General features: G+C 37.0%; 16 protein-coding genes. 9 read left to right on the forward strand and 7 right to left on the reverse strand.

All coding sequences use genetic code 11. The features are described 5' to 3' along the window. Positions 1-6 precede the first annotated feature (6 nt). Genes GGR42_RS03255 through GGR42_RS03265 form a run of 3 tightly spaced genes read left to right on the forward strand, consistent with a single transcriptional unit; the run spans position 7 to position 3,506 of the window. Positions 7-2,376, forward strand: coding sequence for an outer membrane beta-barrel family protein (locus tag GGR42_RS03255; RefSeq protein WP_167964327.1), 2,370 nt, complete (start codon positions 7-9; stop codon positions 2,374-2,376). An 18-nt stretch (positions 2,377-2,394) separates the two neighbouring features. Further along, positions 2,395-2,904: a PepSY domain-containing protein gene (locus GGR42_RS03260; RefSeq protein WP_167960797.1), complete on the forward strand. Its 510-nt coding sequence runs from the start codon at positions 2,395-2,397 to the stop codon at positions 2,902-2,904. Between the two features lie 41 nt (positions 2,905-2,945). Next, positions 2,946-3,506: a YceI family protein gene (locus GGR42_RS03265; protein WP_167960799.1), complete on the forward strand. Its 561-nt coding sequence runs from the start codon at positions 2,946-2,948 to the stop codon at positions 3,504-3,506. A gap of 142 nt (positions 3,507-3,648) precedes the next feature. Here the strand turns inward: GGR42_RS03265 and GGR42_RS03270 are convergent, their stop codons facing one another. The 5 genes from GGR42_RS03270 to GGR42_RS03290 all read right to left on the reverse strand — a co-directional run bounded on the left by GGR42_RS03270 (position 3,649) and on the right by GGR42_RS03290 (position 11,093). Next, a complete protein-coding gene (locus GGR42_RS03270; protein ID WP_167960801.1) occupies positions 3,649-5,061 on the reverse strand; it encodes a purine-cytosine permease family protein in 1,413 nt (470 codons plus the stop codon). A 3-nt stretch (positions 5,062-5,064) separates the two neighbouring features. Further along, complete coding sequence (locus GGR42_RS03275) at positions 5,065-6,243, reverse strand: alpha-hydroxy acid oxidase (protein WP_167960803.1); 1,179 nt, start codon at positions 6,241-6,243, stop codon at positions 5,065-5,067. Positions 6,244-6,245: 2 nt separating this feature from the next. Continuing rightward, positions 6,246-7,619: an FGGY-family carbohydrate kinase gene (locus tag GGR42_RS03280; protein WP_167960805.1), complete on the reverse strand. Its 1,374-nt coding sequence runs from the start codon at positions 7,617-7,619 to the stop codon at positions 6,246-6,248. Between the two features lie 8 nt (positions 7,620-7,627). Beyond that, a complete protein-coding gene (locus tag GGR42_RS03285) occupies positions 7,628-8,908 on the reverse strand; it encodes a sugar isomerase (protein WP_167960807.1) in 1,281 nt (426 codons plus the stop codon). Between the two features lie 85 nt (positions 8,909-8,993). Then, positions 8,994-11,093, reverse strand: a complete 2,100-nt coding sequence (locus GGR42_RS03290; RefSeq protein WP_167960809.1) for a bifunctional aldolase/short-chain dehydrogenase — start codon at positions 11,091-11,093, stop codon at positions 8,994-8,996. A gap of 93 nt (positions 11,094-11,186) precedes the next feature. On the opposite strand from GGR42_RS03290, the gene GGR42_RS03295 reads away from it, so the two are divergent. The 6 genes from GGR42_RS03295 (at position 11,187) to GGR42_RS03320 (ending at position 21,764) form a co-directional block, all read left to right on the forward strand. Continuing rightward, on the forward strand, positions 11,187-12,209 hold the full coding sequence (locus GGR42_RS03295; protein WP_167960811.1) for a GntR family transcriptional regulator: 1,023 nt from the start codon (positions 11,187-11,189) through the stop codon (positions 12,207-12,209). 178 nt (positions 12,210-12,387) lie between these two features. Further along, positions 12,388-15,486: a SusC/RagA family TonB-linked outer membrane protein gene (locus GGR42_RS03300; RefSeq protein ID WP_245201382.1), complete on the forward strand. Its 3,099-nt coding sequence runs from the start codon at positions 12,388-12,390 to the stop codon at positions 15,484-15,486. Between the two features lie 11 nt (positions 15,487-15,497). After that, a complete protein-coding gene (locus tag GGR42_RS03305) occupies positions 15,498-16,991 on the forward strand; it encodes a RagB/SusD family nutrient uptake outer membrane protein (protein WP_167960813.1) in 1,494 nt (497 codons plus the stop codon). Between the two features lie 275 nt (positions 16,992-17,266). After that, positions 17,267-18,943 (forward strand): carboxylesterase/lipase family protein, encoded by a 1,677-nt coding sequence (locus GGR42_RS03310; RefSeq protein ID WP_167960815.1) that lies wholly within the window; start codon positions 17,267-17,269, stop codon positions 18,941-18,943. Between the two features lie 45 nt (positions 18,944-18,988). After that, the gene (locus tag GGR42_RS03315) at positions 18,989-21,340 is read left to right on the forward strand and encodes an alpha-L-rhamnosidase-related protein (protein WP_167960817.1); all 2,352 of its coding nucleotides are present in this window, start codon (positions 18,989-18,991) and stop codon (positions 21,338-21,340) included. A 139-nt stretch (positions 21,341-21,479) separates the two neighbouring features. After that, positions 21,480-21,764 (forward strand): YceI family protein, encoded by a 285-nt coding sequence (locus GGR42_RS03320; protein ID WP_167960819.1) that lies wholly within the window; start codon positions 21,480-21,482, stop codon positions 21,762-21,764. A gap of 68 nt (positions 21,765-21,832) precedes the next feature. Here the strand turns inward: GGR42_RS03320 and GGR42_RS03325 are convergent, their stop codons facing one another. Next, positions 21,833-22,501, reverse strand: coding sequence for an ABC transporter ATP-binding protein (locus tag GGR42_RS03325; RefSeq protein WP_167960821.1), 669 nt, complete (start codon positions 22,499-22,501; stop codon positions 21,833-21,835). Between the two features lie 31 nt (positions 22,502-22,532). Next, positions 22,533-24,947 (reverse strand): FtsX-like permease family protein, encoded by a 2,415-nt coding sequence (locus GGR42_RS03330; RefSeq protein ID WP_167960823.1) that lies wholly within the window; start codon positions 24,945-24,947, stop codon positions 22,533-22,535. Positions 24,948-24,954 lie beyond the last annotated feature (7 nt).

Below are 24,954 nucleotides of genomic sequence, written 5' to 3' on the forward strand. Positions count from 1 at the left end.
AATAAGATGAGAACATGGCTACTTACCCTTATGGTCCTTTTTAATGGGGCTTTTATTTTTGCCCAAAATAGTACAGTGGAAATTAGTGGTAAAATAGTTGAGGAAAATGGGGAGCTACCTATAGAATTTGCTACCGTTTTGGTTGGTGACAATGAAACAAAAAAACCTATTGTTGGAACAACAACTCTGGAGGATGGCAGCTTTTCCCTAGAGACAACTGCCACTAATTTTTATATAGAGATTAGTTTTATTGGTTTTGCAAAAAAAACTATGGATAACCCAGCCATTTCAAATGGAAAAATAGATTTAGGAACCATTTCCTTATCTGAGGATTCACAGCAACTAGACGAAGTAGTCGTCGCAGGTGAAATATCCCAAACGGAATTTAAGCTAGATAAACGTGTTTTTAATGTAGGTAAGGATTTAAGTAGCACAGGAGCAAGCGCGCTAGAGGTTTTAAACAATGTGCCTTCTGTTAATGTAAGTATAGAAGGAGCAGTAAGCTTAAGAGGTAGCACGGGTGTCCAAATGCTAATAAATGGGAAGCCATCTGCTATTGCCAATGACCAAGGAAACGCTCTAGGGACTCTTACGGCGGATATGATTGAACGTATTGAGGTAATTACAAACCCTTCTGCAAAATATGATGCAGAAGGCACTTCGGGAATAATTAACATTGTCTTAAAAAAAGAGGAGAAAAAAGGGCTTAATGGGGCCGTTACCTTAAATACGGGAGTACCCAATAATCATAGTATAGGACTAAGTTTAAATAGACGTACAGAAAAATTTAACCTTTTTAGTCAACTGGGTTTTGGCAGAAGAACATTTCCTAGTGACGACGAAAGTGAAAATCGTAATCTAGTAGACAATACTTCTGTTCTAAGTAGAGGAGAGAGTGATAAGAACGAAACTTTTTTCAATATAATTCTGGGTACGGATTATCATATAAATGACTATAACGTCTTAACCCTTTCTGGGCATTATGCATATGAATGGGAAAAAGAAAATTCTGATGCAAGTTTTGATTTTATTGACGCAGGAAATAATATGACCGATAGCTATAGAAGAATAGAACTGACAACAGCTACCAATCCAAAATACCAGTATGAATTACAATATAAAAAGGATTTTGAAGGAAATGAAGACCAATCTTTGCTGCTCAGCGCAACTGGAAATCTATTTGCTAAAGACCAGTCTTCTGAATTCGCCAATACAATTACTCTGGGAGATGGGGAAGACAACGAGCAATTGACTCGAACCGATTTTAGTCAAGCAGAATATACCTTTAAAGCAGATTACACACATCCCTTCTCAGAGGTTTACACTATAGAGACCGGAACACAGTACCAAATAAACGATGTGGCCAATGACTATGCTGTGAGCGACTTAGTAAATGGAAGTTTTGTTGATAATGAATCGTTAACTAATGTATTTGAATGGGTACAAAAAGTCTTAGGGGTATATGCAACCGGAGCCTATGAGGCAGATAAGTGGGGTGTTAAACTTGGACTTAGACTGGAGAACACCGATTTAGCCACTTTACTAGAAAATACAAATGAGGAGAGTAAAAGAAACTACACCAACATTTTCCCTAGTGGACATACTTCCTATAAAATAAGCGATAATTTTTCACTACAGGCAGGATATTCCAAAAGGATATTTCGTCCAAGATTATGGGATTTAAATCCTTTTTTCAATATTAGAAATAATTTTAATATTCGTACTGGGAACCCAAATCTTTTACCTGAGTATACCGATTCTTTTGAAATGACAAGCATTAACAAATTCGGGAGGATCACCCTAAATTTAGGCGTGTTTTACAGACATACTGATGATGTTGTAGAGCGGGTAACTGTTTTTGAAGACAATGTTAGTACCTCTATGCCCGCTAACGTGGGTACAAATGACCTTACGGGAATAGAGTTCAACGCCAAGTATATGCCCAATAATTGGTTGACCATAACCAATGACTTTAATTACAGCTATTTTATAAGAAAGGGAATCTTTGAGTCTAATTCCTTTGATTTTAATGGAAATCAATGGTCTACTCGCTTAACAAGTAAAATTAAACTACCTGCAGATGTTGATGTTGAACTAACAGGAAACTATCGTTCAAGTGTGAAAACTATTCAACAAGAAATGTCCGATAACATTTTTATGGATATGGGTGCAAGGAAAAAAATACTAAAGGGCAAAGCTATACTCAGTCTTAGTGTTCGGGATGTTTTTGCGTCTCGTATTTTTGAGAGTGTTACCAGTCAACCGGATTTTTATTTGCGAGATTATAGAAAACAGGGAAGATTTGTCACCTTTGGCATTAGTTTTGGCTTTGGAAAAGGTGAGGCCATGGAGTTTTCTGGACAGAAGCATTTTTAACAATTAACAAAAAATACAATGAAGAAATCTACTGGATTATACATGCGCATCATACATAGGTATTTGGGCTTTTTTTTAGCCGGCATAATGGCTATGTACGCCATTAGTGGGATAATCATGATATTTAGGCAAACTGATTTTTTAAAGAAAGAAGTTTTGGTTGAGCGTACAATTAAGCCCAATTTATCAGCAGAGGACGTGGGCAAAGAATTAAGAATACGAAATTTAAAACCTCAAAAAAAAGAAGGAGCTATTATATACTTTCAACAGGGTCAATACAATGTTGCTACTGGGGTTGCAAATTACTCGGAAAAGAAGCTTCCCTTTTTTATTGAAAAAATGGAACATTTACATAAGGCAACCACTAATAGTCCTATTTATTGGCTTAATATTTTCTTTGGAGTATCCTTATTATTTTTTGTTATTTCCGCTTTTTGGATGTTTCTGCCTAAGACCTCAGTATTCAAGAAAGGATTATATTTTTCTCTGGCAGGTATATTGCTGACACTATTATTACTATTTATATAAAATCTATTGTTCATTAATTAACCCATTAAAATAAATACACTATGAAAAATTCAATGACTGTTTTAGTATTGTTGGTATGTGCTACCCTAACAGCTCAATCCACATGGAAATCGGACGGAGCCCATTCTAGAGTAGGTTTTGACATTGCCCACCTTATGATTTCTGAAGTAAGTGGTAGTTTTGGAGAATTTGAAATTACGGCAACAGCTGATGACAAGTTTGGAGAACCATCGTTTATGGTGGAAATTAAAACAGCGAGTATCAACACTGAAAATGATAGAAGAGATGATCATTTAAGAAGTGCCGATTTTTTTGATGCGGAAACTTACCCTTCTATATCCTTTAAAAGTACTTCATATGAAAAAACGGGAGAAAAAACTTTTAAGGTAAAGGGAGATTTAACCATGCATGGCGTTACAAATGAAATTACCCTAGATGGAAAAGTAAATGGTATAATTACAGACCAACGTAGTAAGAAGTTAAAAGCGGGGCTAAAATTAACGGGGACAGTTGATAGGCTAGCTTTTAAAGTTGGTGGAGATACACCAACATTGGGTGACGAAGTAGAATTGACAATTAACTTGGAAATGGCCCAACAATAAACAAACCTATAATTTATTGAAATATGATTCCTCAAACTCCCTTATATCTTAAGGGAGTTTTTGCTTAAGCCCATTAAGAGTTTTATCGTGTGTTTTCTTCCTGTTTTACGTAAACATAGTTGTGTAAAATACAAACACTCTTTTACCGAGCCTTCTTCTGTAGTATCTTACTAAATATTAAAAACAAGAATCCGCATAACAACCATGCAGGAAGCGTCACAAATGACAAGAAAATATCAAATTTCACCGATATAAAATAGAACAACACAAATGATAGTCCCCATGCCGCAATCATAGAAGTGTTAAAAGGTATTCCAGCCTTTTCCGCATAAAATTTTTGAATCCCAAATTTATCACCAAAGAAGTGTTCGAATACTATAATGGCCCCAACCGGTGCAAGTACAAACCCGTAAAATGCTACAAAATCCAACAACTTCATTGCAAAAGCAGGAAATAACCCTGCTATAGTGGCAATGGTTCCTGCAATTATGGTCACCCAAAAAGTAGAAAGCTTTGGCATAATGGCCTGAAAGGCAAGTCCCGCTCTATAAATAGTGGGGTTAGCTGTGGTCCATCCAGCCAATATTACCGCTATAATTCCAAAAACACCAATTGCATTGTAGGCTAATGGCCCTGGCGCTACAGAAGGTGCCTGCCCCGCTGTCAATAAGGCTTGCGCTTCTGGTGTTCTAATATAAACAGCATACAATAAAGCAGCTGCAATCCATGCCATATAATGTCCAACGTACATACCAGCTGCGGTAGTCCACCCGGAACTAGCGTTCTTCGCAAAACGAAACACAGAAAGATCGGACATTCCTATGTGCATAGCTCCATTAGCAAACCACGACCAGAAAACAATATGCCATATCGTATATTTTATCTGGCCTGGAAAAGGTTCTGAACCTTCTCCCCAAATATTCCAAAAATCCGAAAAACCAGTAACCCCAAGTTGTTTTAGGGCCACAAAACCACAGGCAAGAAATGCGGTTATAATTATAGGGGACATCCAATTAGCAGCCTTTGAAACTGTAGTAAAACCTTTTGCTGCAATCAAAGAAATCAATGCGCCTATAATGATTACAATCACAATCCATGTTGGACCGTTTGGCATGGTATCGGTAAGCTTTGGCATTTCCATATCAAAAGGAATACCTACTGCGGTTGCAGAAACAGTAATCATTGCTCCTGCCAAAAAGCAGAACAAAATTCCATTGGCCAAATTATATCCAATTACCAATTTTTTACCAACAATTTTCTCTAAATGATAGTATAGGGTAAGCCTATATTTAACAGCTATTTCAGATGTTAAAAACCGCCAGCTAAGAACCGCCAGAAGATTCCCGATCAATAACCCAATAATCAAATCAAAAGCACTGACTCCAGCCGTTAAAAAAAGTGGTCCAATAACAAACTCGGTTCCTGCAGCATGTTCCCCTGCATACATACCTAAAAAGCTTTTCCAACTTTTCCAGTTTGATTGTGGCACTGGGGTTCTTTCAAATTCTCCTCCTGCTGCCGCTTCAATATCTTCTTCAATATTATACTGACTCATAATTTAGTTGGTTTTAGATATTAAATGGTTTGGGAAATCTTCAATTCGCTCACAGCAAACTTGTTCCATAACTTGTTGCAATTGTGTTTTTAAAATAGAAATGGTATGATTGCCTCCTTGGTTTCCAAGAGCGGAAACCCCATACATAAATGACCTGCCCAAAAAGGTAAATTCTGCTCCAGTTGCAAGGGCTCGTGCTATATCCGGACCGGAACGCAGACCACTATCCATCATTACTTTTATTTTGTCCCCGTACTTTTCTGATATTGGAACTAAAGGTTTTATGGTAGATTGGCCGGCATCCAATTGCCTTCCCCCATGGTTGGAAACTATAATACCATCCAACCCCAATTGTATGGCCTTTTCCGTATCTTCTTCACTTGCAACACCTTTCAAAACAATTTTACCTTTCCACATATCACGGATGGGCTTTATTTTCTCCTCGTTCAATCGACCAGAAAAAGTATCATTCATGAACTTGCCCAACTGCTTTAAATCCAGATTCTCTGGCATATAAGGCTTAAGGGTTGCAAAATTAGGTTGTCCATACTTAAGTGTTTTAATTGCCCACTCTGGTTTTCCAAGAATTTGCAACATATTTTTTAAAGACATTTTTGGTGGCATTGCCAAGCCATTTCTAATATCCCTTGGTCTGTATCCAAATGTGGGCACATCACTTAACAGCACCAAAACTGGATACTCGGAAACTGCGGCCCTTTTTAACATATCATCTCGCAGGCTATTTTCTGCGGGATGGTACAATTGAAACCATGCCTTTCCTTCTGTAATTTCGCCAATACGCTCAATACTACTTGTACTTACTGTACTTAAAATAAATGGGATATTATGGTCAAAAGCTGATTTTGCCAGTATTTCAGGAGAGTTTGGCCACATTAAGCCTTGTAGCCCCACAGGTGCTATCCCAAAAGGTGCATCATATTCATGACCAAAAAGATTGGTTTTCATGGAAGACCTAGTATGTTTGGTAAGGTAATATGGTTTTAGTTCAACTTCTCGAACTTCTCTAGTATTCTTATCCAAATTCACATCTTCATTGCAACCCCCGTCCAGATATTCGAAAGCAAATTTTGGAATCTTTTTTTGGGCTCTATTTCTTAAATCTTCAATAGAAGGATATTTAGAATTAAAACTGTCTTGTATTGTTTTTGGTATTCTCCCCATTATTATGCCAATTTTAAAGGAATAAGCTTGTTCATCTTATAGTTTTCCTTTAGGAATTTTTTATTCAATTTTTTGTTGGATATCACCATTGCAGCTCCTAAAGCCGAGCCTAAGGGAGAAGCTGTGGTCCTAATGGTAAATTTCTTAAAATGAAGCCCCATTAGTTTTACAAAAATATCATTGTCCGTAAAACCACCATCAATGTATATTTTCTTTACAGCAGTATCTCCTATGGCTGTTTTTATCATTTTAACTTGTAATTCCATTAACTCGATAATCAATTGATGATAGGCTTCTTCAAAAGTTATAAAGGGTTCCAAGTTTGTTTTCTGAAGTTGTTTTCTTTTTAAACGTATACCTTCAAACTTAAAATAAATGGAGGGTACTTTTATTAATTTAAGATAAATTGACAGGTCAAACTTTACAGTTTTGTGATAACCATATTTTTCACCAAAGTGCTCCCCTATTTTTTTTACTTGAATTTTGTACTCATTTCCCATAAAAAAACGAGTTGCCTTAATACGAGTGCCATCAATTCGCATATAATTTAGGCAATCATCAGCTATGTCTCTATCATTGAGCTTTTCATCATTAAATGGATTTAAGGCAATACTCCAAGTGCCTGTTGACAATAGTAAAAAAGGTTTGCTTTCCCCAAAAAAATAAGGTAAAAGTGCCGATGAGCTATCGTGCACCCCTACTCCAATCTTAATCCATTTTTGATTGTATATCATATTGATACTGGTCTGAGTAGACACAATAGCAGGAAATTTTTCATTTATTTTTTCAGCATAAACCCAATCGTGATAATCATTTTTTTCATAATTCCACAAGGCGGTGTGGCAACCAATACTTGTGTACTCACTTAAAGGAATACCTGTAAACAAATAAGAAATGTACTGTGGAAAATGCAATGAATACTTTATTTTTTTAAAAATATCTGGTTTGGATTTTTTTAACCAGTACAACTGCATTCCAGAATTTAACATGCCCGATTTTGGTGAACCTGTTTCCGAAGGAACGGAAGGATAAGTGCTATGAAACTCCTCATTGACCTCCTTTGGAATAGGCTTTAGGTAATTATATAAATGATTAAGCACATTGCCCTCCTTGTCCAAATGCACAAAGCTGGCCCCGTAAGTAGAGAAATTTATTGCTTTTATATCGTAAGTTTCCGCACTTAGGATTCTATCGAACAATTCTTTTAACCAATGTTCCAGTGCAGGTAAGTTTTCTGTAGGGAACCCATCTTCATCATTAATCTCTTCAAAATGAATGTATTCCCTATAGACTTCCTGAAATTTCGCATCGAAAAGAAAAAACTTTTTATTGGTCTTGCCTATGTCAAAAACAGCGGTAACCTTAATTTTCCCCATATCTTTTATTATAATCCTGATGCTTTTGAGTTAGCTCCACGTTCATTAATTAGATTTTGACGAATGCCTAAATTTCTATAGGCCTTAATTGGATTAATAGCTCCTCCTTGGATTAGGCGTGCTTCGGCTATTAAAGGTCTAACATCGGTTCTATATGCTCTCTGTAAAATCTCTTGGCATAACGTTACATCATTGTCCTTTTGAGCCTCTTTCAGCATTTTTTGGTCAATTAACAAGGCCTTGGCGTATGCCTCTTGGATAGCATCCAAAGATTGGATTAAATCCTCCAAAGGGTCTTTTAAATTGTGGCTGGCATCTATCATCCAAGACAACTCCGGATTTTTCGGATTGTTTTCCATACCATAAACCAGCTCATTAAAAATAAGAAATAAGGCGTAAGGTTTTATGCTTCCCACGGTTAAATCATCATCACCATATTTGCTATCATTAAAATGAAATCCACCCAATTTACCTTTGTACATAAGTGTTGCCACAATTTGCTCTATATTGGTATTGGGCAAATGATGCCCTAAATCCACAAGGGTAGTCGCTCTTTCTCCACAGGCATTGGCCAACATAAAAGACGTGCCCCAATCTTGTATGATTGTGCTATAAAAATTGGGCTCATAAGGTTTGTACTCTATCAGCATTTTCCAATCTTGTGGCAAAGAAGCATAGATTTTTTTTAGGCTACTTTCCGTATTTCCGAGTGACTCCTGAAAATTGTTTTGCCCTGGAAAAGATGCCCCATCGGCTAGCCATACGGTTAAGGCTTTGGAACCCAATTTCTTCCCAATATTAATCACATCAATATTATGGGCAGTAGCTTGTTCCCGCACAACAGAACTTCTATCTCCCAAAGAACCATATTTATAACTTTCCTTTTGGTTTAGTTGGTCTTGAAATGTATTGGAATTAACAGCATCAAAAGTAATATCCAGTGAACTTGCCAATTCTGAAATTGCTTTATAGTCTTCTGGAACGTCCCATGGAATATGTAATGATACCGCCCCTGCAGTTTTAGTTAATGCATGTAAAACGCCCACATCCTCCAGTTTTTGTCCTAAAGTGGAAGGCTCTCCGTAATATGAAAATCTTGCAAAACGCGTACCTCCCGCTCCAAGCGCCCAGCTGGGAATTGCCACTTGAAATTGGGATAGTTTTTTTACCACCTCATCAACTTCATGACCCTGATTGGTTAACTGAGCTCCCAAAAAATTATAATGATCTTGGTGGCTTTTTAAATCCCTCTTGTTAACTTCTTCTATCTGTTTTTTTTCTATTCTCATTAATATAATAACTGTTGAAGTTAAAAAAACCTTCCCCAATATTCGCTATTATGTATCAAGGAAGGCAAATTAAAATAACTTAAAACTAGCGTAAAAAGGCGTTGGGCATTCCCCCATCGACATTTATCGTATTCCCCGTAGATTTATCTAAAATGGCCACCAAGGAAAACACTCCATTGGCAATATCTGCTGGGTATATTATTTCATTCAGTAAATTTCTCTTGGCATAATGTGTCGGCAATTCTTCTACTGTAATTCCATAAGCCTTTGCCCTTCCTTCTGCCCAATCACCTTCCCAAATTTTACTACCTACAATAACACCATCTGGGTTTACGGTATTCACCCTAATTTTATCTTTTCCCAATTCAGCGGCCAATAGTCTTGTCATGTGCTGTTGAGCTGCTTTTGCTGTTCCATAGGCAATATTGTTTGGCCCCGAAACCAATCCATTTTTACTGGCAATGTGGATTATATCTCCTCCTAATTTTTGCTTTCTAAGAATGGAAACCGCCTGTTTTGCCAATTCAAATTGCCCTTTCACCAATACATTTTGAAGTATATCCCAATCCCTTTCTGTAGTTTCCTCCAAAGGTTTGGAAATGGCCAACCCGGCACTATGCACAACAATATCAACGCCTCCGAATTCCAAACATGCATGTTTATATGCATCGATAATCGACTCCGTTTTTGTTACATCACAAACGGTATAACTGGCGATATCGGCAGAATAAGTATTAAACGCTTTCAACAAGCTATCTTCGGCAATATCGGCCAACACCACATTGGCACCTTCAGCAGCCAATTTATCAGCTATAGCCTTACCAATTCCTCCACCGGCTCCAGTTATTAAGGCCACTTTTCTGGATAGTGGCTTTTCTTTGGGCTGACGTTGAAGCTTTGCTTCTTCCAACAACCAATATTCAATATCAAAAGCTTCTTGTCTAGGTAAAGAGGTATACTCTGTAATTGCCTCTGCCCCTCTCATTACATTGATGGCATTGATATAAAATTCGCTTGCCACTCGTGCAGTTTGTTTGTTTTTTGCAAAAGAAAACATACCCACACCAGGATAAAGAATTATAACAGGGTTAGCATCCCTAATTGCAGGACTGTTGTTCTTCTTGCAGTTTTCGTAATATTCTCTATACTCTTTTCTGTACTGATCAAAAGCTGGATTAAGTTTCTTTAAAACAGCTTCTGTATTGGTAACATCCTCCGAAGTGTCCATATCTAATACCAAAGGTTGAATTTTTGTTCTCAAAAAATGGTCAGGGCAAGATGTACCCATTGGGGCAAGACGCTCAAGGTCATTACTGTTAATATATTCCATAACAATTTCGGTATCCGAAAAATGGCCTATCATTCTAGCTTCTGAAGAACATAATCCTCTAAGTAAGGGCATTAGTTGCGAAGCTTTTTCTTTGCGCTCATCAATGGAAAGTGATTTTACTTTTTGCCCTCCAAAAACTGTTCCTTGCTCCTTAATTTTCTTCTCAATGTATTCAGAGGCCGTTTCAATGACCTCTAAACTATTTATATAACATTCATAAGAAGTGTCCCCCCAAGTGAATAAACCGTGACTGCCCAATACAATTCCACGAATTCCCGGATTGTCATTTAGACATTTTTCCAATTGCAACCCTAAATCAAAACCAGGTCGTTGCCAAGGAACCCAGCCCATTGTATCACCCCAAATCTCTTTGGTTACTTTTTCACTGTCTTTTGCAGCTGCAACCGCTATCAATGCGTCTGGGTGCAAATGGTCGATATGTTTAAATGGTAACAACCCGTGCAATGGTGTATCTATAGATGGGGCTTTACTATCCAAATCGTAAATACAATGGTTAAAAAGGCCTACCATTCGGTCTTCATCTGCCAAACCACCGTAAACATTCTTTAAGTTACGAAGCCTTTCCGTATACAGCCCCGCAATACCTGCCTTAGTCAATGTGCCAATATCTCCCCCAGAACCTTTTATCCACATAACCTCTGCCTCTTCATTAGTAAGAGGGTCCTTTTCTATGGTCTTACAACTGGTATTACCTCCACCATAGTTAGTTACTCTCAAGTCGGCTCCCAATATGTTGGAACGATATAAAAATAAGGCAACTTGGTCATCACCAAGTTCAAGTGCTATTTTTTCGTCCCATAGATAATTTACGTGGCTAAAAATTTTAACTCCCATTCAGTTTATTTTTTTATAATTGCAGTAAAAGTAGAAAAGCAAAATCTATTAAGTGTTCTGTACTGTTAAGTAATTTAAGATAAAATTAATGAAATGTTGAAACTCATTGTAATAAAAGAAGAATCTAAAGTACCTAAGTATAAACAGATTATTGATTCAATCTTATCGGCAATTGAAAATGGGAAAATTAAACTAGATGACAGATTACCTTCCGTTAATGATCTTTTAATCGAGTTTGATATTTCCAGAGATACAGTGGTAAAGGCATATAACCATTTAAAGAAAAACAAAATTATAGATTCAATTCCTGGCAAAGGTTTTTACGTAATTAAAGACCAGCTGGCAATTAAGGCAAAAGTATTTCTCTTGTTTAACAAACTAAGTCCCCACAAAAAAATTATATATGATTCCTTTGCAACAACTCTTGGTGATAATGCAACTGTAGATTTTTTTATTTATGAAAATAACTATAGACATTTTAAGGATTTAATTATGGAGTCCAAGAAAAGGGTATATACACATTACGTAATTATTTGTCATTTTGAGGAAGGTGGTGATGATGTCCTTAATTTTGTAAAAAAAGAAATACCATTAGAAAAATTAATAGTATTGGATAAAAAACTTGATGGTTTAGCTGGTAAGGTTTCTAGTGTCTATCAAGACTTCGAAAATGATATATATTCTGCTTTAGTACAATTAAACTCTAAGCTTAAAAAATACAACCATATTAAATTACTTCTCCGCAAAAAAACATACCACCCAGTAGAAATAAAAAATGGTTTCTTTAAATTTTGTGGTCAATTTGCATATGATTTTGGGATTATTGAAGAAATCGAAAACAGTAAAATTGATAAAGGAACTGTTTATATAAATCTTAAAGAAAGTGATTTAGTTGTACTCATTAAGAAAATTAAAGAGTCTAAACTTTCACTTGGGAAAGATATCGGCATTATTTCCTATAATGAAACACCCCTCAAAGAAGTTTTGTTAGACGGTATTACTGTTATTTCCACTGACTTTGAAAATTTAGGCAGAAAAGCCGCTGAAATCATACTAAACAATCAGTTTTTACATATTGATAACCCGTTCCATGTTATTCCTAGAAACTCATTGTAAATCAATTAATTATCTCTTGTCTATTAATTAGGTTCAGAACAGTACAGAACGGAATAGTTCTCCCCTAACATTAGTTTAACATTGTATTGAACAATTGCCACTAAGGCTTGTTCATTACCCATGACAATCTGATTTTTAGATTGTTACTACTAATTTAATTAACTTTTAAAATAAACTAATGAGAACTAAAAAAACTTTAATGTTACCGTTTCTCTTATTGTTGTTTTTTTGCATCATCACTACCCAAGCTCAGCAAAATATAACAATTAGCGGAACTATTACGGATGCAGAAAGTGGGGAGCCACTACCTGGAGTTACAGTCATAGTACAGGGAACTACCAATGGCACCAGTGCTGACTTTGATGGAAATTATTCCATATCAACTTCATCCAATGCTACTTTGGTGTTTTCTTATGTAGGTTATGGAACACAAAACATTTCGATTAATGGAAGAACTCAAATCAATGTCAATCTATCTGTTGACAGCCAGCAGTTAGATGAAGTTGTAATTGTGGGATATGGTACTCAGACCAGTAGAAAGGTTACGGGTTCGGTTCAGCAAATAGATTCTGAAGAACTTGCTGATATTCCCGTTCCACAAGTTACGCAGAAGCTCCAAGGTCGATTGGTTGGGGTTCAAATAAACCAAACAACGGGAAAACCCGGCGAGGGCATGCAAGTTCGTGTAAGGGGTCAGGCATCTATTTTGGCAGGTAGCGACCCGTTGTATGTTGTTGATGGATTTCCGATTGTAGGTGATATAAGTACTATAAATCCTGATGAAATTGAAAGTATAAGCGTTTTAAAAGATGCAGCATCGACCTCTCTTTATGGTTCAAGAGCGGCAAATGGTGTTGTGTTGATTACTACTAAATCAGGAAAATCTGGACAGGCAGGATTATCCTTTAGCTATTATGCAGGTATTCAGGCAGTACCCCAAAAAGGGCGTCCAGATATGATGAATGGTACCGAGTTTGCTCAATTTAGAAAAGAATCTTTTGAAGATTTGGGGCAACCAGTTCCTGAACCCTTTCAGAACCCTGAACAGTATGGTGAGGGATATAATTGGTATGATGCAATGCTCAGGAATGCTCCTATGCAAAGCTATAATCTAAATTGGAATTCTAGTACAGAAAAATCATCTGTTGCCATTGTAGCAGGATTTTTTAACCAAGAAGGTGTGATGATTAATTCTGATTTTAAAAGATATTCTTTACGAGCAAATTCTAATTTTAAGTTAAGTGATAATCTTAATCTTGGTATTTCAGTAGCACCGTCTTATTCTATAGATAATATACCTAGTTCCGATGGTGCTTTTTACGCCACTAATGTTGATGCGGCCATACCTGGAGGTTTAATTACAAACGCTTTGCAAACATGGCCAATTCTTCCCTTTAAGAATAATGATGGAACATATCCTTTATCGGCTTGGATACCAGGTATTAGTGCTTTTCCAACCCCAAACTGGGTATATGCTGCACAAGAGATTACCAATGAAACCAAAGAAACAAGAGTCTTAGGGAATCTGTTTATAGAATATCAACCTATTGACGGGTTGCGACTGAAAAGTACATTAAACGGTGACATGGGAAACACCTCTTTTTTTAATTTTAGTCCATCAAATGTGTCAACTACTTTTGCTGCGTTGCCTCCAACAATTGCAACATCTATTAGAAGAGAAAGCAAATATGTTAGTTGGCTAAATGAAAATACGGTAAACTATTCTAAATCATTTGGTGATCATAGTATTGCCGTACTAGGGGGAATCTCTTTTCAAAAATTTAATGCCGATAATTCTCAAATTTATCTTTCCAATTTCCCAGATGATCGTATTAGAACCATTCAGTCTGCCTTGAACATAGATCGGACACGATCTTTTAACAATATTAATGAATGGAGCTTAACATCATTTTTCTCAAGACTTAATTATGATTATAAGGGAAAATATCTTTTTTCCGCTTCATTAAGGCGAGATGGTTCATCAAGATTTGGTTCAAATAATCGTTGGGGTAATTTTCCGTCAGCTTCTGTTGGATGGGTGTTTTCAGATGAGTCTTTTTTGGAAGATTCAAAATTCATGAGTTTTGGAAAAATACGAGCCAGTTATGGAATCATTGGAAATAACAATATTGGTAATTATACCCAATATGCTTTAGTCGATAATTCTTTGAACGCGGTTTTTGGTAATTCGATTGCGAGCGGGGCAGCGATAACCACCTTTGGCAATTCCAATTTGGGCTGGGAACGTACCAAGCAGATGGACATTGGTCTGGACCTTCGATTGTTCAATGACAGAGTAGAATTCATTTATGATTATTATAAAAAGAACACAACGGATCTTTTGTTCAATGTTTCCGTGCCTCAGGAATCTGGTTTTGAAGATTTTAATGATAATGTAGGTGAATTGGAATTTTGGGGTCATGAATTTGCCCTTATAAGTCGCAATGTAGCAAATGACAATTTTACTTGGACTTCTAACTTCAATATTGCCTTTAATAGGAACAAGGTGGTGTCTTTGGCAGAAGGAGTGGATAGAATTTTTTCTGGAGGAGCTTACGGCAGTATAACTCGCCCAGGTGAACCTTTGGGACAGTTTTGGGGATTGATTCATGATGGTGTCTATGACAACCAGCAAGAGTTTGATTCTTCTCCTAAAGCTGTTGAATCTGAGGTTGGTACGATTAAGTTTGTGGATACCAATGGGGATGGAGTAATTACCAATGGAACAGAAAATGATGATAGAACAGTGATAGGTAATCCATTTCCGGACTACATATTTGGTCTTACCAATGATTTTAGATACAAAAATTGGGATGCAAGTATTGTCATTTCTGGATCGATAGGTAATGATATAGCCGTAACAAATGATCAAGGAACTACCAATTTGGATGGTCCGTTCAATGTTCTCAGGGAGATTGAAGATAGGTGGAGATCTCCTGAAAATCCTGGAAGTGGTAGATACGGAAAGACTACTAGCGCAACTTTTATGGAGCGAGACTGGTTCAGCTCCAGATTTATTGAAGACGGTAGTTATTTGACAGTAAAGAATATAACACTAGGGTATTCTTTACCATTAAATAAAAAATCATTCCTAAAAGCAGCTCGACTTTATGGTTCGGTTCAGCAAGCTTTTGTTTTTACTGGCTATAGGGGTGCGAATCCTGAAATTAGTACTACAACCCAGGGAGAACAGGCAACTGCCTTAGCTCTAGGTTTTGATTGGGGAGCCTACCCTGTTCCAAGAACATTCACTTTTGGTTTTAATCTTACATTTTAAAAAAAACGGTCATGAAAAGAATTAATATAATACTAGCAGTTTTTACAATTTTCACCTTTTTGTCGTGTGAGGAGGACTTTTTGGAAATTCCCCCAGAAGATTCACTTAGTCAAACTATTTTCTTCCAAAAGCAGGGTGATTTTGAGCAGGCCATTAATGCCACCTATGCCCCCTTAAGGGATTTGTATAACATTGGAGGGAATAATCAAGGTGCATGGGGAATGGGAGAACTTCCATCTGACAATACATATTACAGATACAATCCTAGCTATAGGGCGGTTCAGGCCGGTGAGAGTATAGCTGATTTTTATGTAAATGATGGAAATGCAACCATTGAAAATAAATACACTATCAACTACTTGATCATAGCCAGGGCAAATCAAATACTTGATTTAATTGACGATGTTGAGTTTGAGGATGATTCTATGAGGGATAATATCAAAGGGCAAGCGTATTTTTTAAGAGCGTTGTCTTATTTCGACTTGGTTCAGTATTTTGGTTCAGTTCCGTTACATTTGGTTCCTGCAACAAGTAGAAATGATGCAGCTTTACCCTTATCAACTTCCGAAGAGATACTCGCTCAAATTCTAAATGATGCTAATGACGCAGTTTCATTTTTACCTACAAAATCCAATCAAGAAGCAGGTAGGGCAACAAGAGGTTCGGCTCAAATGTTGTTGGCCAATGTAAACCTAGTACAAGAAAATTGGAGTGGAGCGGAGTCAGTGTTATCAGATTTGCTTACTTCAGGAGAATATGATCTTTTGGGAAATTATGCCAATGTTTTTGATTTGAATAACAAAAATAGTGTTGAGTCTATATTCGAGGTGCAATTTTTGGAGGGAACAGATGGGTTTGCCAGCTCTTTTATGTACTCATGGTTACCAATGCCTTTAACAGCAGAACAAGTTGCCACAATATCAGGGGTGACCAATTCTCAAGCATCTAACAACCAGGGATTTAATATCCCCACACCAGACGTTATTGAAAGTTATGAAGACAACGATTTAAGAAAAACAGTGTCTATAGATAGTATTGATCTTGATGGTAGATACTATCCCTATATCAATAAATTTTGGCAGCCACACTCCAACCCAGGGTTAACTGGTGCTAATTGGCCTGTTTATAGGTTTTCTGAGGCATTATTGTTTTATGCAGAAGCTATTAATGAGCAAGGCCGTCCTGGAGATGCAGAACCATATCTGAATCAAGTAAGAAATCGAGCGGGACTTGCCCCACTAAACGGATTAAGCCAAGAAAATATGAGACAAGCAATAATGAATGAACGTAGAGTAGAGCTTGCCTTTGAGAACAAAAGATGGCCAGATCTTGTAAGGACGGGAATGGCTCAATCTGTAATGTCAGATTTTGGAACAAGGGTAAAAGCAAATCCACAAGATTATTATTTTCCTGATGGTTTTGCTCCTCCTGCTGCGGCTTTCGGAACTATATATGAGGTATTTCCATTACCAGCGAGTGAAGCATTGTTAAATCCAAATTTTTAATTAGCTTAAATTATATTGGTATTAGTTAGAGTGATTTTAAAAAATGGATGTTTGGCTATCCCGGTATAAATTATACCGGGTTAGTTCTTTTGCTAGGTTATTTAATTACAAATTTTAATGTAGATTTTAAACAGATGAAAGAAAATAGTAAAAGAATGAAAGTCGTCTTTTGAGAAAATTGATTGGAGCATTAGGAATTGACTTTAATATTAGAACTTAATAAGTTTTAGCACTAACAAAAGAATTTGGGAAAAAAGAACGATTTAATTAACACAATGAATACCAGAAGAGAATTTATAAAAAAAATGGGGGCATGTTCCACATCTCTAATGTTACCAGGTATATTGTTTCCCTTTACTTCTTTCTATGGTAATCGTGGGACCTCAAATTGGGTTACTACAGAAATAAATACCGGAAAGATACGAGGAATTCGAAATGATGGGGTTAGTGTGTTTATAGGTATTCCCTATGCCGGAAAAGTCTCTGGAAATAGAAGGTTTCGCAAACCAGGCGTTATGTCCGCATGGACCGGGATTCGCGATACATATGAACTGGAAGCACCTGCAATACAGGGCCCTAGAAGAGGTGAACCCACTCCAGCTGAGGATTGTTTGTTTTTGAATGTATGGACACCAGCGAACGATGGAAAAAAACGCCCGGTCATGTTCTACAGCCATGGTGGAGGATTTGTAATTGGATCAGGAGGTTCTGCAGGGCAAGATGGTTCTAACTTGGCTCGAAATTTTGACGTTGTAGTTGTTGAAACCAATCATCGATTGGGGATGCTCGGTTTCATGTATTTGGATGAAGTAGCAGGATCTGAATATGTAGGTTCTGGAAATATGGGATTATTGGACATTGTTGAGGGATTGAAATGGGTTCATGAGAACATTCATGTATTTGGGGGAGACCCGAATAATGTTATGATTTTTGGTGAATCTGGAGGAGGTGCCAAGACATCATGTCTCTATGCCATGCCCGATGCAGCTCCTTATTTCAATAAGGCTTCCATAGAAAGTGGTCCTGGAGTGCGTATGCTTACTAAAGACATGGCGGCCCAAAATACGGAATATGTTTTGCAAGAATTTGGTCTTACTAACAAAACTTGGCGAAAATTACTTGATATTCCAACAGATGAAATTCTAAAAGTACAGGCTAAGGTTCCTTTTACACCTCCGTACCAAGGCAAAAGTACAAATCAAAAAGCAGCTGATCCTACCCCAGTAGGTTTCGGACCCGTGGTTGACGGAATAGCTCTTCCCTATCATCCTTTTGATCCTATTGCTCCTGATATTTCAAAAGACAAGCCATTAATGGTAGGGTGGAACGAGGATGAATTTACTTTTTTTATGTGGGAACGCAGAGATACAGAATTTCCAACTCTTGATTTTGATGGTTTGAAAGTTAGATTGGAATCACAGTTTGGTGAGGATACACCCAAAATTATTGAGACTTATAGAGACTCACTTCCAAATGCATCACCTGCCGATATTTACATAGCTGTTTCTTCGATTACAATGATAGGTTTGGGCTCTGTTGAAATTGCCCAACGCAAATTGGAACAAGGAGGGGCACCCGTATATCTTTACAATTTTGGTTATAAGTCGGAAGTTAAGATACCAGGAACTGATTACGCAATGGGAACACCCCATGCTATGGATATTTCATTTAAGTTCAATAATGAAATACCCCCAAAAGAGGGCGAACCTGATAGACCAAGTTTTTTTGGTGGTGGAAGACCTGAGCGTTTTCAAGCTTCACATAACATGGCGGCATTATGGACAAGTTTTGCAAAAAATGGACGTCCGTTAGTAAAAGAGTTGCCAGAATGGCCTGCCTATAGTCTGTCCAACAAGGCAACTATGCGTATAGATGCCCAGTGTGAAATAATTAAAAACCGTTATGCCAAGGAATTGGAAATGTGGACTGAAATAGGAAGGCTTAATGAATGAAAATAAAAGCGAGAAATAAATATTAAACCGATAAATCTATTGAACATGAAAAAATTAATAATATTGATTATTGGCCTCGTTGCCTTTAACATCTCTGCCCAATTTGGTACCCCATCTGGACAAATGGAGTGGAAAGCAAGTTGGATTACATTGGGCGAAGCAAATAATGAAGAAGCTGGCTTATATCTTTTTCGAAAATCCATTCAACTGGAGTCGGTACCTCAAACATTCAAAGTGCATTTATCCGCAGATAATAAATATAAGCTGTTCGTCAACGAAAAATTAGTGTCGGTTGGTCCTAATTGGGGAGACATCAAAAACTGGAACTATCAAACCATGGATTTGGCGCCCTATCTTAAGCGGGGAAAAAATACACTTGCAGTTAAGGTATGGAATGAGGCGGAATTGAGGCCCGTGGCTCAATTTTCATATAAGACAGCATTGATTATGCAAGGAGATGACGAAGTAAGCAATGTTTTAGATACCAATACGAGTTGGAAAGTTATTGAAGATAAAAGCTACATACCCTTGGCGCAGAATGTTCCAGGCTATTATGCTGCTGGAGCAGGAGATTTTATAGATTTCAATAAATCAGTTGGAAATTGGAAAAGTCAAGATTTTGATGATAGTACATGGAAATTGGCAAAATCGGTCTTTGAAACTGAAGCTAGGGGCTTTGGGTTTCGTCAACGTGATGGTTGGAATTTAGTGCCGTCCATTTTACCGGAAATGGAATTGACCAAGGAAAGGTTAGAAACTGTGCGTAAGACAGAAGGAGTGAAAGTCCCATCCTCTTTTCCAAAAGAACCGGCATCAATTAAAATAGATGCAAATTCCAATATAAAGATTTTGTTAGATCAAGAACATTTGACCAATGCATACCTTACGTTGTTGTTCAGCAAAGGAAAAAACAGCGAAATCACAATTTCCTATGCAGAAGGCCTTCACGACAGTGAGGGTGCCAAGAATAACCGAAACGAAATTGAGGGAAAAACTATAATAGGAAGAAGGGATAGTATTATCTCCAATGGTTTTGATAATCAGGAATACACGACACTTACTTATAGGACGTATAGATATGTTGAACTTAACGTTAAGACCAAAAATGAACCATTGTTCATTAATGATATTTACGGTACATTTACGGGTTATCCTTTTCAAATGAAAGCCAACTTGGTATCTGATAGAAAGGAACTTGCAGATATAATGGAAATTGGTTGGCGCACTGCACGACTTTGTGCTGTGGACACCTATATGGATTGTCCCTACTATGAGAGGCTACAATACGTTGGGGATACACGTATTCAACATTTTGTTTCCTTCTATAATAGTGGGGATGATAGATTGATTAAGAATACAATTAATCTGTTAGATTATTCGCGGCAACCAGATGGATATACCCTGAGTAGATATCCCGATCGTCAAAACCAAGTAATCCCAACATACGCTTTGTGGTACGTTAGTATGTTGTATGATTATATGATGTATGGCAATGATTCTGATTTTCTAAAGGAAAAACTTATGGGGTCACGACAGGTATTGAACTATTTTATCACATATCTTGATAAGGACGGGTCTTTAAAAAATGTTCCAGGTTGGAACTACACGGATTGGGTGCCAGAATGGAACTTTGGTATGGCACCAATGGCTGAGGACGGATCATCATCAGCTTTAGACCTCCAAATGCTACATGCATTACAATCAGGGATTGCGCTTGAAAAAGAGTTGGGAAGAAACGAGTTTGTAGCCTTATATTCCGAAATGGCAAAGCAATTGGCCCTAACCATTAAAAACAAATATTGGGATAGTTCCAAACAACTATTTGCAGATACACCAGCAAAAGATAAGTTTTCTCAGCATTCCAATTCTTTGGCAATTTTGGCAGGCATTGTAGATGATGATACTAAAAAAGCTATAGGTCAATCTCTTTTAGAAGATAGTTCGTTGGCACCAGCATCTATTTATTTTAAATACTACCTACACTTGGCATTAAATGAAGCCGGCTATGGAGACCAGTATCTGAATTGGTTAGATATATGGAGGAAAAATATGGAACTAGGACTTACTACTTGGGGAGAAACATCTCAAGTAGAAAATACACGTTCTGATTGCCATGCATGGGGATCAAGCCCTAATATTGAATTCTTCAGAATTCTTTTGGGAATCGAAAGTGCATCGCCCAATTTTAAGACTGTCAAAATTGAACCACATTTAGGAAATATTGAAAAAATAGGTGGAGAGATACCTCATCCATCCGGAATGATTTCTGTGGATTACAAAAAATCAAGAAAAAAACTAAAAGCAACTATTAATTTACCTTCTGGGACTTCTGGGACTTTTGTTTGGGAAGGTAAAAATTATGATTTAAAGGAAGGTGAAAACACTTTTGAGATATAAACTAAATATTAAAATTTAGAACAAAAAAAAATGAAAAGACACACTATAATATTGTTCTTCTTGCTCTCTACCTACATGTTTTTTTCACAGTTTGGACCTATGGGACCCTAGAGCAAGGTAGCTCCTGATGTTTTAAAAGTTGCTCTTTCCAGCGACTTCTTCAAAGCAAAAAAAAGAAAACACCCTAAAGGTTTTCAGTATAGGCATCATTAACTTTGAAGCAGTTAATGATGCTGATTTTTTCGATGCTGCCAATCTCAGTTCAATCAATTTTAATTCCATATCATACAAGAATACGGGTGAAAAAACATTTAAATTAACTGGAAATTTTACTAGGAAAGGAGTGACCAATGAGATTACATTGGACACTAAGCTTAATGGTATTATTATAGATAAACGTTGTGAAAAAATTATTGATTTTTAATATCAATATTCCAATAATTATCCCAATGGTTTTACCATATTCCTCTACCTCATTGCAAATATATTATATTATCCCTCTATTTTTCTTCCATCCAATAAGTTAATAATCCGTGAGCCATACCCTGCATTTTTTTCAGAGTGTGTTACTTGGATTACTGTGACCCCTTCACTATTTAATTGTTTAAAGATTTCCATAATCTCCTCTCCTTGCTGGGAGTTTAAATTTCCTGTAGGTTCATCTGCCAAAATAAGCTTAGGTTTTCCTATCAAGGCCCTGGCCACTCCCACCAATTGTTGTTGACCTCCACTTAATTGAGTTGGAAATAAATCCTTTTTACCCACAATATTAAATCGGTCCAACATATCCGCAACTACTGCCTTTCGTTCAGAGGATTTCATGTTTTTATATAAAAGTGGCATTTCCAAATTTTCATAAACCGTAAGTTCATCTATTAAATGATACGCCTGAAAAACAAAACCTATGTACTGCTTGTACAAATTGGCCCGGTGTTTTTCTTTAAGCGTGTGCACCGATTCATCCATAAAATTATATTCTCCTTCGTCAAAAGCATCCAACATTCCAATGACATTTAATAAAGTTGATTTTCCTGAACCCGATGGTCCCATTATGGAGATAAATTCTCCTTCTTCTACTTCAAGGTTTATATCTTTTAACAAGAAGACACGTTGCCCCCCTGAATTTACCCATTTAAAAATATTATTTAGTTGTAGTAGCATTTTTTTAGTATTAAGTAATTAGTCTTATTTTTTATTCTGTTCGTAAACTTTTTACAGGGTTTTGTAATGCGGCTTTTACGGTTTTACTCCCGACGGTAAATATCGCAATAACCATTGCCAAAATGCCCGCTGCTGCAAAAAACCAAACAGTTAAATTAATTTTAAAGGCATAATTTTCAAGCCATACTTTCATGAACCACCATGCTATTGGTGAGGCAATTAAAAAGGAAATGAAAACCAATTTTAGAAAATCTTTTGTAAGCAATACGGTAACCGACGTTACGCTAGCACCCAATACTTTTCGGACTCCAATTTCTTTAGTTCGTTGCGCCACAATCAGCATTGACATTGCAAAAAGTCCAATGCAGCTAAGAGCAATAGCAATGACCGAACCACTAGTAATCATTGTGGCCATTCTTTTTTCCCGGCCAAATGTACGGTCAACATTTTCATCTAAAAACGATCCTAAAAAGTCAGCTTGTGGTTCTATTTTTTTCCAAGCCCGTTCTACATCATTAAATGATTTAGCCATATTTTCAGATGAAATTTTAACAAAACCGTAGTATAGACCCGAATTTCGATCTAAGAAAAAAGTCAAAGGTTCAATGGCTCTTGAAATATCTTGAAAGTTATAATCCTTTACTACGCCTATTATTGGTGATCGAAGACTATCACTCATTGGAAGGAAAGCGCTCAAAGGATCGGCTTCGCCTAATTCTTTTGCCATACTTTCATTAATAATTACGGCTTGGACGTCCCCTGGGTAGTTTTTATCAAATGATCGACCCTGAATGAGTTCAAGGCCTAAGGTCTCTAAATAATCATAATCGACGGTAACGGCATTTGTACGAACGCCTCTGCCCTGATAATCAAAACCCCAGACACTAGTAAACTGACTTCCATCTTTGCCTCTGCCCAAGTTATTGTCAGCAGCAGTTACGCTCAGTATATTTGGATTACCAGCAAGTTCGTTTCGCAATAATTGAATGGCTTCATAACTGTTCTTTTTGCCATCAATAGGAAAAGAAAGCACTTGTTCTTTATTAAACCCTAAGTCCATATTACGCATAAAAAATACTTGACTCCATAAAACTAATGTTCCGCTGATCAATAAAATAGCAATCCCAAATTGAACTACCATCAAAATATTTCGCACACGGTTACTGCCCGAAGTTTCTAACTTCCCTTTCAATGATTGAATTGTGCCCAAACGACTCAATAGTAGTGCAGGATAGCCCCCAACTACCAACGTTATCAGAAGTACCATTACTAAAAAACCTAGAATGACCTTAGAAGAGGTCATAATTTCTAAAGAAATGTTGGTACGGAAAACTGTTTTAAAATCATCAATAAACAAAACACTCAAAAGAATTCCTATGCTCACCGATGCTATAAACACAAATAAGCTTTCACTCCAGAATTGAAAGAATAGCTGCTTTTGGCGAGCACCTAAGGTCTTACGCATTCCTATTTCCTTAAGTCGTTGTGCGCTTTTTGCTATACTCATATTAATAAAGTTCACACAAGCAATAAATAGAATAAGAAATGCAACACCTAATATTAAATAAGGTACAACGCGACTAACCTGAGCATAGCCTTTTCTAAAACTGGTAAAATGAACATCTTTCAGCGGCAATAATTTCAATTGCAGGAACAATCCATCGACATCAGCTACTGCGCCATCACGTTTTAAGTTATCAATGCCTTCTTGGTAATGTAATTCTACAAAGGAACGTGTATTTTGTTCAAATTGCTGTGGCGAGACCCCATCCTGTAATTTGAGGTAAACCTGATGATATTGTGAGTTCCAAGTTTCCATACTTTCAGCGTAGCCAGCATGGTTCTCAAAAGGAATTGCCATATCAAATTCTAGGGTGTTTTGAGCATTATTATCTGCAACTATAGACGCTACAGTAAAAGGCACTTCTTTATTATCTATTAGAATATTAACAATTTGGCCTACTGCCTCAGTACTACCAAAAAGCATATTGGCAGTATTTTCGCTGACCACCACCGACTTCTTATCATGTAAAGGATTGTTCTCAATACCTTTTAAAGCCGGAAACGTAAACATTTCAAAAAAATCGCTATCCACCCAAACCGCATCAAGGTTGATTTCTTTATCCTTATAAGTAGTCAAGGCTTCCTGTTCAAGAAATCGGGTGATTTTATCTATTCCAGGTACTTCTGATTGCAAGGCCTCTGCAAACGGAGCTGCTTGACTTGTACCTGCTTCTGGGCCTTTCGGAGTTTGTTGAGTAACATAAGTCTGATAAATTCGATCTCCATTTTCATGAATGCTGTTATAAGAAAGGTCATAAAAAGCGGCCATTGACAGTAAAATGGCAACTCCAAAGGCTACTGAAAGTCCAATTACATTGATAAGTGTAAAGGTTTTATCTTTCATTAAATTTCTCCAGGCAATTTTTAAATAGTTCTTTATCATGATTCTC

The organism is Saonia flava, assembly GCF_011927795.1.
Classification (GTDB): domain Bacteria; phylum Bacteroidota; class Bacteroidia; order Flavobacteriales; family Flavobacteriaceae; genus Saonia; species Saonia flava.

What these genes read in the sequence shown, in the direction of transcription:
- GGR42_RS03290 (WP_167960809.1), bottom strand. Translation starts at nt 11,093, where the DNA reads ATGGGAGTTAAAATTTTTAGCCACGTAAATTATCTATGGGACGAAAAA.
- GGR42_RS03260 (WP_167960797.1), top strand. Translation starts at nt 2,395, where the DNA reads ATGAAGAAATCTACTGGATTATACATGCGCATCATACATAGGTATTTG.
- GGR42_RS03255 (WP_167964327.1), top strand. Translation starts at nt 7, where the DNA reads ATGAGAACATGGCTACTTACCCTTATGGTCCTTTTTAATGGGGCTTTT.
- GGR42_RS03275 (WP_167960803.1), bottom strand. Translation starts at nt 6,243, where the DNA reads ATGGGGAGAATACCAAAAACAATACAAGACAGTTTTAATTCTAAATAT.
- GGR42_RS03280 (WP_167960805.1), bottom strand. Translation starts at nt 7,619, where the DNA reads ATGGGGAAAATTAAGGTTACCGCTGTTTTTGACATAGGCAAGACCAAT.
- GGR42_RS03305 (WP_167960813.1), top strand. Translation starts at nt 15,498, where the DNA reads ATGAAAAGAATTAATATAATACTAGCAGTTTTTACAATTTTCACCTTT.
- GGR42_RS03330 (WP_167960823.1), bottom strand. Translation starts at nt 24,947, where the DNA reads ATGATAAAGAACTATTTAAAAATTGCCTGGAGAAATTTAATGAAAGAT.
- GGR42_RS03265 (WP_167960799.1), top strand. Translation starts at nt 2,946, where the DNA reads ATGAAAAATTCAATGACTGTTTTAGTATTGTTGGTATGTGCTACCCTA.
- GGR42_RS03310 (WP_167960815.1), top strand. Translation starts at nt 17,267, where the DNA reads ATGAATACCAGAAGAGAATTTATAAAAAAAATGGGGGCATGTTCCACA.
- GGR42_RS03295 (WP_167960811.1), top strand. Translation starts at nt 11,187, where the DNA reads ATGTTGAAACTCATTGTAATAAAAGAAGAATCTAAAGTACCTAAGTAT.
- GGR42_RS03270 (WP_167960801.1), bottom strand. Translation starts at nt 5,061, where the DNA reads ATGAGTCAGTATAATATTGAAGAAGATATTGAAGCGGCAGCAGGAGGA.
- GGR42_RS03300 (WP_245201382.1), top strand. Translation starts at nt 12,388, where the DNA reads ATGAGAACTAAAAAAACTTTAATGTTACCGTTTCTCTTATTGTTGTTT.
- GGR42_RS03315 (WP_167960817.1), top strand. Translation starts at nt 18,989, where the DNA reads ATGAAAAAATTAATAATATTGATTATTGGCCTCGTTGCCTTTAACATC.
- GGR42_RS03285 (WP_167960807.1), bottom strand. Translation starts at nt 8,908, where the DNA reads ATGAGAATAGAAAAAAAACAGATAGAAGAAGTTAACAAGAGGGATTTA.
- GGR42_RS03325 (WP_167960821.1), bottom strand. Translation starts at nt 22,501, where the DNA reads ATGCTACTACAACTAAATAATATTTTTAAATGGGTAAATTCAGGGGGG.